The 15,876-nt window shown below is 42.7% G+C and carries 16 protein-coding genes; 11 read left to right on the plus strand and 5 right to left on the minus strand.

The window, feature by feature from the left end; all coding sequences use genetic code 11:
* Nucleotides 1–6 precede the first annotated feature (6 nt).
* The 4 genes from NYE20_RS08315 to sigQ are packed head-to-tail and all read left to right on the plus strand — an operon-like array spanning nt 7 to nt 3,017.
* Nucleotides 7–1,947 carry a hypothetical protein gene (locus NYE20_RS08315; protein ID WP_161621554.1) on the plus strand — a complete coding sequence of 647 codons (1,941 nt, stop codon included), beginning with the start codon at nt 7–9 and terminating at the stop codon, nt 1,945–1,947.
* Complete coding sequence (locus NYE20_RS08320; RefSeq protein WP_003232287.1) at nt 1,937–2,206, plus strand: hypothetical protein; 270 nt, start codon at nt 1,937–1,939, stop codon at nt 2,204–2,206. The genes NYE20_RS08315 and NYE20_RS08320 overlap by 11 nt, the downstream gene beginning before the upstream one ends.
* Nucleotides 2,206–2,727, plus strand: a complete 522-nt coding sequence (gene ylaC, locus NYE20_RS08325) for an RNA polymerase sigma factor YlaC (RefSeq protein WP_032725760.1) — start codon at nt 2,206–2,208, stop codon at nt 2,725–2,727. The genes NYE20_RS08320 and ylaC overlap by 1 nt, the downstream gene beginning before the upstream one ends.
* A complete protein-coding gene (sigQ, locus tag NYE20_RS08330; protein ID WP_003232283.1) occupies nt 2,724–3,017 on the plus strand; it encodes an anti-SigP sigma factor SigQ in 294 nt (97 codons plus the stop codon). The genes ylaC and sigQ overlap by 4 nt, the downstream gene beginning before the upstream one ends.
* A 39-nt stretch (nt 3,018–3,056) precedes the next feature.
* Here the strand turns inward: sigQ and NYE20_RS08335 are convergent, their stop codons facing one another.
* Nucleotides 3,057–3,668 (minus strand): hypothetical protein, encoded by a 612-nt coding sequence (locus NYE20_RS08335; RefSeq protein ID WP_072174078.1) that lies wholly within the window; start codon nt 3,666–3,668, stop codon nt 3,057–3,059.
* Between the two features lie 271 nt (nt 3,669–3,939).
* Nucleotides 3,940–4,128 carry a YlaF family protein gene (locus tag NYE20_RS08340; RefSeq protein ID WP_003245500.1) on the minus strand — a complete coding sequence of 63 codons (189 nt, stop codon included), beginning with the start codon at nt 4,126–4,128 and terminating at the stop codon, nt 3,940–3,942.
* 112 nt (nt 4,129–4,240) lie between these two features.
* On the opposite strand from NYE20_RS08340, the gene typA reads away from it, so the two are divergent.
* The gene (gene typA / locus NYE20_RS08345; RefSeq protein WP_003232278.1) at nt 4,241–6,079 is read left to right on the plus strand and encodes a translational GTPase TypA; all 1,839 of its coding nucleotides are present in this window, start codon (nt 4,241–4,243) and stop codon (nt 6,077–6,079) included.
* Between the two features lie 56 nt (nt 6,080–6,135).
* Nucleotides 6,136–6,453, plus strand: coding sequence for a YlaH-like family protein (locus NYE20_RS08350; RefSeq protein ID WP_003232274.1), 318 nt, complete (start codon nt 6,136–6,138; stop codon nt 6,451–6,453).
* A gap of 55 nt (nt 6,454–6,508) precedes the next feature.
* Here NYE20_RS08350 and NYE20_RS08355 read toward each other — a convergent pair whose 3' ends face one another.
* Both NYE20_RS08355 and NYE20_RS08360 read right to left on the minus strand, forming a co-directional pair.
* Nucleotides 6,509–6,718, minus strand: coding sequence for a YlaI family protein (locus NYE20_RS08355; protein ID WP_003232271.1), 210 nt, complete (start codon nt 6,716–6,718; stop codon nt 6,509–6,511).
* Nucleotides 6,719–6,800: 82 nt separating this feature from the next.
* Nucleotides 6,801–7,430 carry a YhcN/YlaJ family sporulation lipoprotein gene (locus NYE20_RS08360; protein ID WP_161621555.1) on the minus strand — a complete coding sequence of 210 codons (630 nt, stop codon included), beginning with the start codon at nt 7,428–7,430 and terminating at the stop codon, nt 6,801–6,803.
* A gap of 154 nt (nt 7,431–7,584) precedes the next feature.
* Between NYE20_RS08360 and NYE20_RS08365 the strand changes: the two genes are divergently transcribed.
* A complete protein-coding gene (locus tag NYE20_RS08365; RefSeq protein WP_003245272.1) occupies nt 7,585–8,913 on the plus strand; it encodes a PhoH family protein in 1,329 nt (442 codons plus the stop codon).
* Nucleotides 8,914–8,915: 2 nt separating this feature from the next.
* Here NYE20_RS08365 and NYE20_RS08370 read toward each other — a convergent pair whose 3' ends face one another.
* The gene (locus NYE20_RS08370; protein ID WP_101502076.1) at nt 8,916–9,395 is read right to left on the minus strand and encodes a hypothetical protein; all 480 of its coding nucleotides are present in this window, start codon (nt 9,393–9,395) and stop codon (nt 8,916–8,918) included.
* A gap of 102 nt (nt 9,396–9,497) precedes the next feature.
* On the opposite strand from NYE20_RS08370, the gene glsA reads away from it, so the two are divergent.
* From glsA to pyc, 4 genes are all read left to right on the plus strand, one after another.
* On the plus strand, nt 9,498–10,427 hold the full coding sequence (gene glsA / locus NYE20_RS08375; RefSeq protein WP_161621556.1) for a glutaminase A: 930 nt from the start codon (nt 9,498–9,500) through the stop codon (nt 10,425–10,427).
* A 97-nt stretch (nt 10,428–10,524) separates the two neighbouring features.
* A complete protein-coding gene (locus tag NYE20_RS08380; RefSeq protein WP_003245286.1) occupies nt 10,525–10,806 on the plus strand; it encodes a YlaN family protein in 282 nt (93 codons plus the stop codon).
* A gap of 205 nt (nt 10,807–11,011) precedes the next feature.
* Complete coding sequence (gene ftsW / locus NYE20_RS08385) at nt 11,012–12,223, plus strand: cell division protein FtsW (RefSeq protein WP_021479353.1); 1,212 nt, start codon at nt 11,012–11,014, stop codon at nt 12,221–12,223.
* Between the two features lie 74 nt (nt 12,224–12,297).
* Nucleotides 12,298–15,744 carry a pyruvate carboxylase gene (gene pyc / locus NYE20_RS08390; RefSeq protein ID WP_032725637.1) on the plus strand — a complete coding sequence of 1,149 codons (3,447 nt, stop codon included), beginning with the start codon at nt 12,298–12,300 and terminating at the stop codon, nt 15,742–15,744.
* Nucleotides 15,745–15,876: the final 132 nt, after the last annotated feature.

Genomic DNA, 15,876 nt, shown 5'->3' on the forward strand with positions numbered 1-15,876 from the left:
AAAGGATTGTTGTTCGTGTTGGAGTTATTCAGTCATTATGTATTGCATTTCGAACGTTATTTTATATTAAGCAGACAAAGCACCCTGCTGATTCAATGGTCAATTGTTGTTCTGGCGGGTTTATATCTTTTGGGGCATCATCCCAAAATAAACCGGCAGCGCACAATGTTCTTGGCGGGTGTTATGTTGCGGATTGTGCTGCTGGCGGGAGTGTCTGTTGAACTTATTCACCAGGTGCAATCAACAAACTTCACCAGCGCTTACTTAAGAGAGGACGGAAAAGAACTGTTGCCGCTGCTGCATTTTTTGTTATACGGATATGTGCTGCTGACGGCTTTTCACTATATGCTGATGCCGCGTGATCATGGCGGAAAGGGTATGTTTTATACGTTCGACCTCGCCGTTGTCAGTTTGCCGATCGTACAAATGATATTCAGTTTCTTTACGTATTGGAAGGAAAATCCGGATGGAGTCGAGCCAATTGCATTCGTGTTTCTGTTTTTCATTATTACTCTTCCTATTGTGTTGGATGTTGTGTTTTTCAAGCTGTATTGGAGAACGGATAAGATCTTACTAGGCTTATTTTATACGCTGATTATCGGACTGCTTGTCTTGCTGCTTGCGCCATATCCCAATCAAATCTCAAAAGATTATGGTGCAGTAATGCCATATACGATTTATTTGGCAATGGCGGGATTTTTGATGAGCTATCATCTGTTCCAAAAGTCAGGAAAGGTTTATGTGCGTGTGAATAAGTGGGTGACGATGGCTGTCCTGGTGTTTTTTGTCCTGCTGTTAAATCCGATATATAACATAGGAACGGCTGCTTTCGCTGTATCAAAGCCAGCAAATGTCCATGATTCATTCAATTTTGTCGGGGAGCACATTTCATCAGAAAAAGCGGAACAGATACTAAAGTCATTTTTTCCTACGGATGAAACACTTTATTTGCATGATACAAACATGGATGTGCATTATTTCTACTCATTTGAAAGCAAAGGTTATAAAGCTGAGGTAGATGAAGTATCGCAGCTGATTCGTAATTATGAATACTTACAAAAAGCACATGGGAAAAAGCTAACGAATCAGGAGTACAAGCGAAAGTCCATCGCTTTCCTTGAGCGACACGGACGTGTGTTACATAAGGATCTTATCGAAACAAAGGTATCGAATGAGGACGACCAGACAGTCGTACGTATATACCTGAAAAACCAGCTTCATAAAAAAGATCATGCTGATGATGGCGCGGTATTTTATTGGGAAAAGGAAACCTTAATGGGTTTTAGTGAAGATCCATCGATTTACCAGCTTGACTCTCTATTGCATGTTCATATAACAGAACAAGACATTCAAGACAAAGTGGAACAAATGTTTAGAGCGCTGAACATATTGAAACAGCCTTATCAGATCACTGATATTGAAAGCGACAGCCTGCTCGGAAGCATGGTGATAGTTGAAACAAAAGATGGAATTGTATTGGAGTTTGATGGAGAATCCGGTAGTTTACACAGTCTCTCGATTCCAATGAAAAAGGAAATTTCACTGACTAACAGCCGGCTGCAGCGGCAGGTATTAACGGTCTTCGATGCTGATGTATCAGAAATGAAGAAAAAAAGCAGTCAGAGTGACATGGTGATGTATACTGATTCTTCTAAAACATATGAGTTTTTTGAAGATCAAGGTCAGCTAAACGTTTATGTATACAGCGATACACCTGATCAGTCATTCCCCTATACGTATCGTAATGGAACATTGGCTTACGAAAAGGTAGCTTCTCTATATCAGGATGTTATTTACAAAAAGCGTATGCGTCCGATTATCGTTCAAAGAGAGGATGAACGGCATTATGCATGGCTGATCATTATTCAGCCGTTTGGTTCAAATCGCCATGATGCCTATGTAGTGGATGGAGAAACACAAGAGGTGAAAAGTCTTTATGAATCATAAAGAAAAAGAATCTGTTTTTGTAGACTTATACGACCTGTATAAAGAAGGAGAGCTAGAGGATGAATCAATGGAATGGATGAAACAGCATGAATCCCTATTTCAAAAGAATGCGGAAGACTTAAAGAGTAAAACTTGTTTAAAGAGAAGTCCTGGTGCTGAAGAAGAAAGCCAAATCAGATATATGAAAGTATACCTGTCTTCCATGTATATCTGTTTCATTTTATTGGCCATTTGGATGACGGTGTGGTTTTACTTTTAATGAAGCATAGGGATTCCATTGAGGACTTGTATCGGCAGTATTATCAAGAAATTTTAAATTATTTATTCAGAAGGACTCATCATCTTGAAACAGCCAAGGACTTAGCGCAGGACACGTTTGTGAAAGCTCTTAACGGTCTGGCTTCGTTTAGGGGGCATTCTTCCATCAGAACATGGCTCTACACCATTGCGCATCATACCTTTATCAATTGGTACCGCAGGGATGTCAAATACCAATTTACTGATATCAGCAAAAATGAAGGGGTAACGCAAACAACTTATGAGCAGCCTGAACAGTATCTGTCACGGACGGTGAAAAGCGAAACACTGCGGCAGGAGCTCCTGAAGTTAAAAGATCAGCATCAATCCGTTTTGATTTTAAGAGAATTCCAAGAGCTTTCTTATGAAGAAATCGCTGAGATATTAGGATGGAGTCTTTCTAAGGTGAAAACCACATTGCACCGGGCTAGATTAGAACTTAAGAAAAACATGACGAAAAGTAGAGAGGAGGAGCGGATATGACCTGCTTTCTAGTAAGAGACCTGCTTCCTCTGTATCTTGAAGGTGATTGTAAAAGAGAAACGGAACACGTTATAGAAGAGCATTTAAAAATGTGCAGCAGCTGCAGAGACATGTATGACACGATGGCTGAGCCATTTGAATTGGAAAGCGAACAGGCCGTTGAGGAGGCTTATCTGCCGGAAGAAGAACTGCGTTTTAAACAGAGGTACTATGGATTACTTATCATGAAAGCTGCCTGCTGGTTTGGAGCGGCGGTTGCCATGATGCTGATCATCAAATTGCTGATATAAAAAAAGCGCTTGTCCGATTCCGGCAAGCGCTTTTTCACATTAAGCCTGGGGATGAATCATATCGTAAATAGCGGCAAGCTGTTCTTGTGACATGGCACTGAAGAGTTTTTCATAAACGTCAGCTTGCAGTGGCGTTGCACCTGCTTGTAGCGCTGCGTCTTTATCATAGCTGTACACATCATCTTGTAGCACAATGGCTGCTTGAAGAATGTGAATCTTGAGAGAAACAGTGGAGAAAAATTGTTCAAGTGCAAGTGCTTCTTTTTCTGTGAAGCCAAGTTCAACTGCTTTTTCTGTATCAAATTTGTAATTTCCATCCTCGAGATACACACATTGTGAAACAATGCTGAAAAATTCTGATGTCGATTCCCAGAGTGTAGCAATTACCTGAGCCTCTTCTTTTGTCATTCCTAACTCGACAGCTTTTTCGCTGTCAAAATAATATACACCGTCTTGTTCGTATATACATTGATTTAATATATCAATGAATGTATTGAGATCTTCGTTAGTGCTCGCCTGATGCTGGAGTTGAACAGCAGTGTTATCAACCAGTGTTTTTGCGCTGGCTGCATCAGGACCGAACGTTAATAGAGCAGCTGATGTCATTGCGGCAGTCGTTAACATAGCTTTTTTTACAAATGTTTTCTTCATGTTTCTTCTCTCCCTTTTATGAATTGTGCTACAAATTCCATTATAGGGAGTAGTTTCCGGTGGAGGAATAGGCGCTATGGTATTTTATGTGTATCGTTGCCGAACTACTTTTTGAAGGCTGCACGTGTGATCGTTAGAACGATTGTCTATGTATGAAGGCTGTTTTGCATCTTCCTGACTAAGAAACAGGGGAGATAAGGCTTAAGAAATGAAAAACACCGCTATCTTTGCGGTGTTTTTTGATTACAATGTCGCCGGCGGGGCAATGCTTTTAATCAAGCAAGCCTTGTTCGCGCATTTTCTTTTTTAATGTAAATCCGCCGCCCATGACAGCGCAAACAAGTACAATGCTGGCGATGATGCCTGCAGGGCTTTTTTCAGCGATAAAGACGCCGATCAGCATAATGCTGAAAACCGCTGCAAATGCAAATAATAGTAAAAGCCAATTCATTTTTTTCATAAATTCCATCCCCTTTTACGTCTTATATTAAGTTTACTGAAAAACGTGACGCTTTTAAAGAGGATGTGTGGTATAATATGAAAGTTATCTAATTTTTTTAGGAGATGAAAAAGTGAAACTTCGAAATGATCTTCGCAACATCGCGATTATTGCCCACGTTGACCATGGGAAAACGACTTTAGTCGATCAGCTTTTACATCAGGCTGGTACGTTCCGTGCCAACGAACAGGTTGCTGAACGCGCAATGGACTCTAATGATCTTGAACGCGAACGCGGCATTACAATATTGGCGAAAAATACTGCGATTAACTATAAAGATACACGTATCAATATTTTGGACACCCCTGGACACGCAGACTTTGGGGGAGAAGTAGAACGGATTATGAAAATGGTTGACGGCGTAGTGCTTGTCGTTGACGCATATGAAGGCTGTATGCCTCAAACTCGTTTTGTTCTGAAAAAAGCTCTTGAGCAAAACCTGAACCCTGTTGTTGTTGTAAACAAAATTGACCGTGACTTTGCTCGTCCAGAGGAAGTTATCGATGAAGTTCTGGATCTGTTCATTGAGCTTGATGCTAATGAAGAGCAGCTTGAGTTCCCAGTGGTATATGCTTCCGCGATTAATGGAACAGCGAGTCTTGATCCGAAACAACAGGATGAAAACATGGAAGCTTTATATGAAACCATTATTAAGCATGTTCCGGCACCTGTTGATAATGCAGAGGAGCCGCTTCAATTCCAAGTTGCCCTTCTTGACTACAACGACTATGTAGGCCGTATCGGAATCGGACGCGTATTCCGCGGCACAATGAAAGTCGGACAGCAGGTTTCTCTTATGAAGCTTGACGGAACGGCAAAGTCATTCCGTGTTACAAAGATTTTTGGTTTCCAAGGCTTAAAGCGTGTGGAAATTGAAGAAGCAAAAGCGGGAGACCTCGTTGCGGTTTCCGGGATGGAAGATATCAACGTTGGTGAAACGGTATGTCCTGTAGACCATCAAGATCCGCTTCCGGTGCTTCGAATTGATGAGCCGACACTTCAAATGACATTTGTCGTGAATAACAGTCCGTTTGCAGGCCGTGAAGGCAAATATGTAACGGCCCGCAAAATCGAAGAGCGTCTTCAATCACAGCTTCAGACGGATGTGAGCTTGCGTGTTGAGCCAACAGCTTCTCCTGATGCTTGGGTTGTTTCAGGACGCGGTGAGCTGCACTTGTCAATTTTAATTGAAAATATGCGCCGTGAGGGCTATGAGCTTCAAGTGTCAAAACCTGAAGTTATTATCAAAGAAATCGACGGCGTACGCTGTGAGCCTGTTGAACGTGTGCAAATTGATGTTCCTGAAGAGCATACTGGCTCTGTCATGGAATCAATGGGTGCCCGCAAAGGCGAAATGGTTGATATGATCAACAACGGAAACGGCCAAGTCCGTCTCATCTTTACAGTTCCTTCCCGCGGATTGATCGGTTACTCTACAGAATTCCTATCATTAACACGCGGATTCGGTATTTTGAACCATACGTTTGACAGCTACCAGCCGATGCAGGCGGGCCAAGTCGGCGGACGCCGTCAAGGTGTACTTGTGTCAATGGAAAACGGAAAAGCAACATCATACGGTATTCAAGGAATTGAAGACCGCGGTGTCATCTTCGTTGAGCCGGGTACTGAAGTATACGAAGGAATGATCGTTGGAGAGCATAACCGTGACAATGACCTTGTTGTTAACGTCAGCAAAATGAAACAGCAAACAAACGTCCGTTCCGCGACAAAGGATCAGACAACTACAATTAAAAAAGCGCGCATCATGTCTCTTGAGGAGTCTCTAGAGTACTTAAACGAAGATGAATATTGTGAAGTAACACCTGAATCCATCCGTTTAAGAAAGAAGATCCTCAATAAGAACGAACGTGAAAAAGCAGCTAAAAAGAAAAAAACAGCAGGATTGTCTTAATCTCGTGCAGAATTTGAAAAGATAGAACCCGTACGTTTACAGGGGAGGGAATCTTTTTGAATGACGTAAGCGAACGTCTGTCGTTCTTCGCCGCTCTATATCAAGTAGACCGGCAGCCTGCGGCAGGCATGTGGCTGCTGTACGGCACGATTTTTGTGTTGGCCGTTATTGTATTTAAGCTTGGATTTGCTAAACGGCTTCCTGTATTAAAATCTGCAGTGGTGTATGTATTTTTGGCGTTGGGCTGCACTGTTTTGACTTTTTTAGGGGTGTTTTTGCCCGTGGCAGAAGGATTGGTCGTCGCTGCGCTGATTTTAATCATTTACAAAATCCGGCTGTATCAGTCGAAAAAAGGACAGTCTGCAAAATCATAAAAGACTCAGCTGAAAGCTGAGTCTTTTTTGTGTTCTGTATGGTTAAGCGGCCGCTTTATTTTTTGACTTTTTCTTTTTTCTGCTGTCCCGGGTGAAAAGTAAATTTTCCCGTTTTCAGCCGTTCCTCTGTTTTTTTGGCAATCCGATCGTGGCATTCCTGGCACATATATGTATGGATCGGGCGGTTTCGAAGCCGTTTCGCGATCAGGGTATCATCATCAATTGTTTCAATTTTATCGCAAATAGAACATTTGACCCTCATCATATCACCTCTTTCACTAACATGTATTATAGCACGGATCAGAAGCTGTCCAAAATAAGAAAAAGCTAAAGCGCAAGGCTATAGCTTAGTCATTGTTGTTCATTTTCATATGATGATCAGATTGATCGTTTTGCTCCTTCTCCATTTCCTGCTGCTGTTTTCTATTTAATTGGTCATTTTGCTGCTTTGTTTGCGGTTCGTCTTCATTGTCAATCACATCGTTAGGCACTTCGGGAAGCACTCGGCCGACAATTGCAGCTAATTCATCCAGTATGCCTGTTACCGGACGGCCCTCGCTGATTTCTCTGCTCATTTCGCGAAGGCGGCTGACCGTATCGGGATCAGCAATGACTACTGCGTTGGCGCCATATCGATCATTCTTTAGCGCCTGAGCTACAGAATATTTAATGGTTTCCACTTTGCTTCTGTCCAAAGTATCATCGACATCAATCCCAACAACAGCATAACCTCCCAGCACAACGGCTGTTGCATCCTTGACGTCGGGGTTTTTTTCAGCAACGCTGACAAGATGTTTGGCAATATCCGTTCTTGTTCCATTGTTTTTTGTTTCTTGAGTTGTGTCCTTTACGTGAATCGGTTTAGTCTCCTGCTGTCTTGTTGATTCTTTTTCAACATTCTGGCCCTGTTTTCCTTGTTGATAGGCACAAGCGGACAGGATAAGTGTCAGCTGTATGATAATGAAAAGAATTCGCACTTGCGGGTTCCCTCCTTAAAATGCTTTCATTAATTTTATTGTTGAATTAACCTTCTATCTTTATGCACAAAAACATATATTTTAGCAGGCATTCATCTTTTTCATCAAAAGAGAAGCAGGAAGAACTTTGACCCTTATATCAGGAGGCTGAGACTTGAGTAAAATTTATGTGTTAGATACGAATGTGTTATTACAGGATCCTAACGCGATATTTTCTTTTGAAGAAAATGAGGTTGTCATCCCTGCTGTCGTTTTAGAAGAGGTTGATTCAAAAAAACGGTATATGGACGAAGTTGGAAGGAATGCAAGGCACGTATCTAAGCTAATCGATGCGCTAAGACAAAAGGGCAGGCTGCATGAGCATGTCCCGCTTGACACCGGCGGCACACTGAGAATTGAACTGAATCATCGTTCGTTTCACCAGCTGCAAGAGATCTTTATTGAAAAGACGAACGATAATCGCATATTAGCCGTTGCGAAAAACTTGAGCCTCGAGGAAGAAACCAAGGAAAATGGCAGGCCGGTTATCCTCGTCAGTAAGGATGTACTGGTCAGGGTTAAAGCCGACGCAATCGGACTGCTTGCTGAAGATTTCTTGAATGACCGGGTTGTGGACAATGATGAAATGTACAGCGGCTATAAAGATTTATATATCAGTCAGCAGCTGTTCAGCTCTTTTTACGGAAAAAATCAAATTTCAGTAAACGATGTGAAACAGCATGCGTTTTATCCGAATCAGTTTGCTTTAATGAAGGATGAGCTAGGAGGATCCTCCTCGGCAGTCGGAATTGCAGATAAAACCGGAACGGTATTAAAAAGACTCGTATTTGATGATGAACATATATGGGGAATCAGGCCGAAAAATGTACAGCAGACAATGGCATTAGAGCTTTTGCTGCGGGAAGATATTCCGCTTGTCACCCTGATCGGCAAAGCGGGAACCGGCAAAACGCTCTTAGCTTTGGCGGCAGGGCTATTACAGACAGAAGACTTGGGAATATACAAAAAGTTGGTCGTCGCAAGGCCGATTGTTCCTGTTGGCAAGGACATCGGATATTTGCCAGGCGAAAAAGAGGAAAAGCTAAAGCCTTGGATGCAGCCGATTTTTGACAACTTAGAGTTTCTGTTTAATGCGAAAAAACCAGGGGAGCTTGATGCTATTTTGGCGGGAATTGGCTCAATTCAGGTAGAGGCGCTGACTTATATCAGAGGGAGAAGCATTCCAGATCAATTTATTATCATTGATGAAGCGCAAAATTTGACCAGGCATGAGGTGAAAACTTTGCTGACGAGAGTCGGTGAAGGCAGTAAAATTGTCTTAATGGGTGACCCTGAACAAATTGATCACCCATATTTAGACAGTCTGAATAATGGTTTGGCCTATGTGGTTGAGCGGTTTAAAGGACAACCCATCTCAGGCAGCGTGAAGCTGTTAAAAGGTGAGAGATCAGGTCTCGCCCAGCTCGCAGCTGATTTGCTGTAACATTAAATGATTTCGATCTCTTTTACATCGGTAATCGGCTGTTTGTGATGGACCGGGTCTTCAAAGTAAATATGCACGGGGCCGCCTTCTTGAATCGGCTTGCCTGCCTCACTGAAATGGACAATACTGTTCAGAGCGGTTTCCAGAGAAACGGCGGCCTTTCCCGAACTTGTGACAAATACACATTGTGTCGCAGAGCTGTTCGGCTCAGCATTTTTCAGGACAGTCCCAAGTCTCATTGCGAAACTGCCGTTCATCAGTTTTTGCTTCTCATATTGCTTTTCCGTCTTTAATGTAGGCGGCGCGATTCGCCCCTCTCTGATGACGCGTTCCGGATCAAGGTCTGATTCATCCCCGGCTGATTGTGTGTCTTGACTGTCCCCTTTGCGGTCAAACGAAAATTTGCGATCATCAAAAATCCATACGCTTGGATCAATGGTAATTGGATATGTAACATTACCTTTTACTTGGATAACGCTCATGATATGACCCCCTTCTCTCAAAATTATAAAAGTTTTCGCATGAATTGTCACTTTGTGTACAAATTATGTGTATTGAAATGCTGAGGGAACGAGGGTGTTTGCATGGTATGCCGGCATAATGATGAGCTTGAAGCCTTAGTGAAAAAGGCGAAAAAAGTAACGGACAAGGGGGAGGTAGCCAGCTATATTCCCGCCTTGGCAAAAGCTGATAAACACGACCTGTCAGTGGCGATTTATTATTCCAATAATGTTTGTCTGTCAGCAGGTGACGTAGAAAAAACATTTACGCTTCAAAGTATATCGAAAGTCCTTTCCCTTGCTTTGGTGTTAATGGAATACGGCAAAGATAAGGTCTTCAGTTATGTTGGACAGGAGCCGACCGGTGATCCGTTTAATTCAATTATCAAGCTCGAAACGGTGAATCCGAGCAAGCCGTTAAACCCTATGATTAATGCCGGGGCATTGGTAGTGACAAGTCTGATAAGAGGAAGAACGGTGAAAGAGAGACTTGATTATTTGCTTTCTTTTATCAGAAGGCTGACAAACAACCAAGAGATTACATACTGCCGGGAAGTGGCTGAATCTGAATACAGCACTTCAATGATTAATCGGGCGATGTGTTATTATATGAAGCAGTACGGCATTTTTGAAGATGATGTAGAAGCAGTAATGGATTTATACACGAAGCAATGCGCGATTGAGATGAACAGCTTGGATTTAGCGAAAATCGGATCTGTATTTGCATTGAACGGCAGACATCCAGAGACTGGGGAGCAAGTCATCTCAAAAGATGTCGCTAGAATTTGCAAAACGTTTATGGTGACGTGCGGAATGTACAATGCAAGCGGGGAATTCGCAATTAAGGTCGGAATTCCTGCGAAAAGCGGCGTATCCGGCGGGATTATGGGCATTTCGCCTTGCGATTTCGGGATCGGCATATTCGGCCCCGCATTAGACGAAAAAGGGAACAGCATTGCAGGTGTAAAGCTTTTGGAAATAATGTCTGAGATGTACAGGCTGAGTATTTTTTAATTTATGTCATATGCTTAAATCCTCTTGCATTTTCTGTTGATACCCTTTATGATAAATAGAAGAATTAGGTACTCGCCTGGGGAACGGAGGGATACTTTTGGCTTCAGAGATGATAGTTGACCATCGGCAAAAAGCTTTTGAACTCTTAAAAGTGGACGCTGAGAAGATTTTGAAGCTGATCCGAGTACAAATGGATAACTTAACGATGCCTCAATGTCCTCTATATGAAGAGGTTTTAGATACTCAAATGTTCGGGCTTTCGAGGGAAATCGATTTTGCTGTCCGCCTGGGATTGGTTGATGAAAAAGACGGTAAAGACCTTTTATACACATTGGAACGCGAATTGTCTGCTTTACATGACGCGTTTACAGCTAAATAAATGATAAAACTCAAACTTATTAACAGTTTGGGTTTTTTTATAACCGCTATTTTTCTCTCATCTCATAAAAGACGGACTTTTTTTACACATTCCTTCCGAATCGTATAGAGATTCTTCGTCTCGTTTGATAAATTGTAGTAAAATAAAAAAGATAAATACATAAAAACCATAGATAATGGAAGTTAGAAGCAGGGAAGAGGATGTTATGTTAAAAAAAATGCTAAAATCTTATGATTACTCACTGATATTCGCAATCGTTTTATTATGCGGATTCGGTTTAGTGATGGTATACAGCTCAAGCATGATTACAGCTGTCTCCCGGTATGGAGTAAGCAGTAATTTTTTCTTCATGCGGCAGCTGTTTGCTTTAATTGCGGGTGGCGCTCTATTTATTCTCATGGCGTTGTTTCCTTACAAGGCACTGGCCCATCAAAAGTTTCAGAAGGGGATACTGCTTGTATCTGTTCTTGCGCTTATCTCACTGTTTGTTTTCGGGCATGTTGCCGGAAACGCGCAGAGCTGGTTTAAAATCGGCGGAATGAGTATTCAGCCTGGGGAGTTTGTGAAACTGGTCGTGATTTTATACCTTGCAGCCGTATATGCAAAAAAACAAAGTTATATCGACCATCTGTTAACGGGAGTAGCCCCTCCGGTAGTCATGACGCTTATAATTTGCGGGTTAATTGCCATGCAGCCAGATTTCGGTACAGCCATGATTATAGGGTTAATTGCGACGTGCATGATCTTGTGCTCCGGATTCAGCGGAAAGACGCTGGTGAGGCTGCTTTTGCTCGGCGGAATTGTTTTCATTTTAGTCAGCCCGATTCTCTATTTAAATCAGGATCAAATTTTAACTAAAGGCCGTTTGGCGCGTTTTGAGAGTCTTGAAGACCCATTTAAGTATGCAAATTCATCAGGTTTGCAAGTGATCAATTCTTATTATGCGATCAGCTCAGGCGGCATTTTCGGCCTGGGGCTCGGTGAAAGTATCCAAAAATACGGATATCTGCCTGAATCACACACTGACTTTATTATGGCTGTCATTGCTGAAGAGCTCGGCATTTTTGGGGTATTGTTTGTGATTTTCTTATTGGGTTTTGTCGTCATAAAAGGTTTTTATATTGCCAGAAAATGTGAGGACCCGTTTGGAAGTCTTCTGGCGATCGGCATTTCAAGCATGATTGCCATCCAGTCGTTTATTAACCTTGGCGGTGTCAGCGGATTAATTCCGATTACAGGGGTTACTCTGCCATTTATCAGTTACGGGGGCTCTTCTTTGGTGCTGCTGCTGGGGAGTATGGGGATATTAGCGAATATCAGCATGTTTGTGAAATATTCAGAGAATAAGAAAAAGAAAGAGCCCTTGGCGCCGAAGGGAATGAAAAAGAAACAGCTCAAAAAAACTGTTTATCTGTAAAAAACAAGTGTGTACAGGGGAAGGATATTCCGCTATGATAGATTATATTCCATTCGGGTAAGGGGGAGAAAAGTTTGTCTCAGCAATCGATACAAAAAGTATTAGTAGCAAACAGGGGAGAAATTGCAATCCGAATATTCCGGGCGTGTACCGAGTTGAATATTCGAACAGTTGCGGTCTATTCAAAAGAAGATTCCGGTTCCTACCATCGGTACAAAGCGGATGAAGCATACTTGGTCGGTGAAGGGAAAAAACCGATTGATGCTTACCTGGATATTGAAGGTATCATTGATATTGCGAAAAGAAACAAAGTCGATGCAATTCATCCGGGATACGGTTTCTTATCTGAAAATATTCATTTTGCGAGACGATGTGAAGAAGAAGGCATCGTATTCATTGGTCCAAAATCCGAGCATCTCGATATGTTTGGTGACAAGGTAAAAGCGCGTGAGCAGGCAGAAAAAGCGGGAATCCCCGTGATTCCGGGAAGCGACGGTCCTGCCGAAACGCTTGAAGCCGTCGAACAATTTGGACAAGCTAACGGTTATCCGATCATCATTAAAGCCTCGCTTGGCGGCGGCGGCCGCGGTATGCGGATTGTCAGATCTGAAAGTGAAGTTAAAGAAGCATATGAGCGTGCTAAATCAGAGGCGAAAGCAGCCTTTGGCAATGATGAAGTTTATGTAGAAAAATTAATTGAGAATCCGAAACATATTGAGGTTCAGGTCATTGGAGACAAGCAGGGAAATGTCGTCCATCTTTTTGAAAGGGATTGCTCCGTTCAAAGACGCCATCAAAAGGTCATTGAAGTGGCGCCGAGTGTCTCGCTGTCACCTGAATTAAGGGACCAAATTTGTGAGGCGGCAGTTGCGCTTGCCAAAAATGTAAACTATATAAATGCGGGGACGGTCGAATTCCTTGTTGCAAACAACGAGTTCTACTTTATTGAAGTAAACCCTCGCGTACAAGTTGAACACACGATAACAGAAATGATTACTGGTGTCGATATTGTTCAAACTCAGATCCTTGTTGCCCAAGGGCACAGCCTTCACAGCAAAAAAGTAAATATTCCTGAGCAAAAGGACATTTTTACAATCGGCTATGCCATTCAGTCACGGGTTACGACTGAGGATCCGCAAAATGATTTCATGCCTGATACAGGAAAAATCATGGCTTACCGCTCAGGCGGCGGTTTTGGTGTCCGTCTTGATACCGGAAACAGCTTCCAGGGCGCCGTGATCACACCTTACTATGATTCACTTCTCGTTAAGCTTTCAACTTGGGCTTTAACGTTTGAACAGGCAGCTGCCAAAATGGTGCGAAACCTTCAGGAGTTTAGAATCAGAGGCATAAAAACGAACATTCCATTCCTTGAGAACGTTGCAAAACATGAGAAGTTCCTGACAGGGCAATATGATACATCTTTCATTGATACAACGCCTGAATTATTTAATTTCCCTAAACAAAAAGACCGCGGAACGAAAATGCTCACTTACATCGGCAATGTGACAGTAAACGGTTTCCCCGGAATCGGGAAAAAAGAAAAACCGGCGTTTGACAAACCGTTAAGCGTAAAAGTAGACGTTGATCAGCAGCCTGCCAAAGGAACAAAGCAAATTCTCGATGAAAAAGGCGCAGAAGGGCTTGCAAATTGGGTTAAGGAGCAGAAATCTGTCCTTTTAACTGATACGACATTCAGGGATGCCCACCAATCGTTATTGGCAACTAGAATCAGATCGCATGATTTGAAAAAAATCGCAAATCCGACGGCTGCGTTATGGCCTGAACTATTCAGTATGGAAATGTGGGGAGGCGCGACCTTCGATGTAGCCTACCGATTCCTGAAAGAAGATCCGTGGAAGCGTTTGGAAGATCTTCGCAAAGAAGTGCCGAATACCTTATTCCAGATGCTGCTACGCTCATCAAATGCGGTCGGCTATACGAATTATCCGGACAATGTGATTAAAGAATTTGTGAAGCAATCAGCTCAATCCGGTATTGATGTGTTTCGTATTTTCGACAGCTTAAACTGGGTAAAAGGGATGACGTTAGCCATTGATGCTGTTAGGGATACCGGCAAAGTGGCAGAAGCTGCGATTTGTTATACGGGAGATATCCTTGACAAGAACCGGACGAAGTACGACCTTGCATATTATACATCGATGGCGAAGGAGCTTGAGGCGGCCGGAGCCCATATTCTCGGGATTAAAGATATGGCAGGGCTGTTAAAACCGCAGGCTGCATATGAGCTCGTTTCTGCGTTGAAAGAAACGATCGACATTCCGGTTCACCTTCATACGCATGATACGAGCGGAAACGGTATTTATATGTATGCGAAAGCTGTTGAAGCCGGCGTTGATATCATAGACGTGGCGGTCAGCTCAATGGCGGGATTAACGTCACAGCCTAGCGCGAGCGGATTTTATCATGCGATGGAAGGCAACGACCGCCGTCCGGAAATGAATGTCCAAGGCGTTGAATTGCTGTCCCAATATTGGGAGTCGGTGCGTAAATATTATAGTGAATTTGAAAGCGGAATGAAGTCTCCGCATACTGAAATTTATGAACACGAAATGCCAGGGGGCCAATACAGCAACCTGCAGCAGCAAGCCAAGGGAGTAGGCCTTGGCGACCGCTGGAACGAAGTCAAGGAAATGTACAGACGCGTGAACGATATGTTCGGTGACATCGTCAAGGTAACGCCTTCCTCAAAAGTAGTCGGAGATATGGCACTCTACATGGTGCAAAACAATCTGACTGAAAAAGACGTTTACGAAAAAGGTGAATCTTTAGATTTCCCTGATTCTGTCGTGGAGCTTTTTAAAGGAAATATCGGCCAGCCTCATGGCGGATTCCCGGAAAAACTGCAAAAGCTGATCTTAAAAGGACAGGAGCCGATTACAGTCAGACCGGGCGAACTGCTTGAGCCGGTGTCATTTGAAGCGATCAAACAGGAATTTAAAGAGCAGCATAACTTGGAAATTTCAGATCAGGATGCTGTGGCATATGCCCTTTATCCTAAAGTCTTCACTGATTATGTGAAAACGACAGAAAGCTATGGAGACATCTCGGTATTAGATACACCGACATTCTTCTACGGTATGACATTAGGTGAAGAGATAGAAGTTGAAATTGAACGCGGCAAAACGCTGATCGTTAAGCTGATTTCAATCGGTGAGCCTCAGCCTGATGCCACCCGCGTCGTTTATTTCGAACTCAACGGGCAGCCGCGTGAAGTAGTCATTAAAGATGAAAGCATTAAGTCTTCCGTTCAGGAAAGGCTGAAAGCAGACCGGACAAATCCAAGCCACATCGCAGCTTCCATGCCTGGAACAGTTATTAAGGTATTGGCTGAAGCAGGCACAAAAGTCAATAAAGGTGATCATTTGATGATTAATGAAGCGATGAAAATGGAAACAACGGTTCAGGCGCCTTTCTCAGGAACAATCAAGCAGGTTCATGTGAAAAATGGTGAGCCGATCCAAACGGGAGATCTGCTCCTTGAAATTGAAAAAGCATAAAAAACAAAGAGTGTATATCATTTGATATACACTCTTTGTTTTTTATATAGAAAATGTGGAGTGAAACAGATGGTTAGAAGAGATATAAGGGGACTTCAGAGATTATAGAGTACTGTCACAAGCCCAAAATAA

This window comes from Bacillus sp. FSL R5-0416, from assembly GCF_037975425.1.
GTDB lineage: Bacteria > Bacillota > Bacilli > Bacillales > Bacillaceae > Bacillus > Bacillus subtilis.

Excerpts from the sequence above, each read along its gene's own strand:
- NYE20_RS08320 (WP_003232287.1), top strand. The coding sequence starts at position 1,937 with ATGAATCATAAAGAAAAAGAATCTGTTTTTGTAGACTTATACGACCTG.
- ylaC (WP_032725760.1), top strand. The coding sequence starts at position 2,206 with ATGAAGCATAGGGATTCCATTGAGGACTTGTATCGGCAGTATTATCAA.
- sigQ (WP_003232283.1), top strand. The coding sequence starts at position 2,724 with ATGACCTGCTTTCTAGTAAGAGACCTGCTTCCTCTGTATCTTGAAGGT.
- NYE20_RS08335 (WP_072174078.1), bottom strand. The coding sequence starts at position 3,668 with ATGAAGAAAACATTTGTAAAAAAAGCTATGTTAACGACTGCCGCAATG.
- NYE20_RS08340 (WP_003245500.1), bottom strand. The coding sequence starts at position 4,128 with ATGAAAAAAATGAATTGGCTTTTACTATTATTTGCATTTGCAGCGGTT.
- NYE20_RS08355 (WP_003232271.1), bottom strand. The coding sequence starts at position 6,718 with ATGATGAGGGTCAAATGTTCTATTTGCGATAAAATTGAAACAATTGAT.
- NYE20_RS08370 (WP_101502076.1), bottom strand. The coding sequence starts at position 9,395 with ATGAGCGTTATCCAAGTAAAAGGTAATGTTACATATCCAATTACCATT.
- glsA (WP_161621556.1), top strand. The coding sequence starts at position 9,498 with ATGGTATGCCGGCATAATGATGAGCTTGAAGCCTTAGTGAAAAAGGCG.
- ftsW (WP_021479353.1), top strand. The coding sequence starts at position 11,012 with ATGTTAAAAAAAATGCTAAAATCTTATGATTACTCACTGATATTCGCA.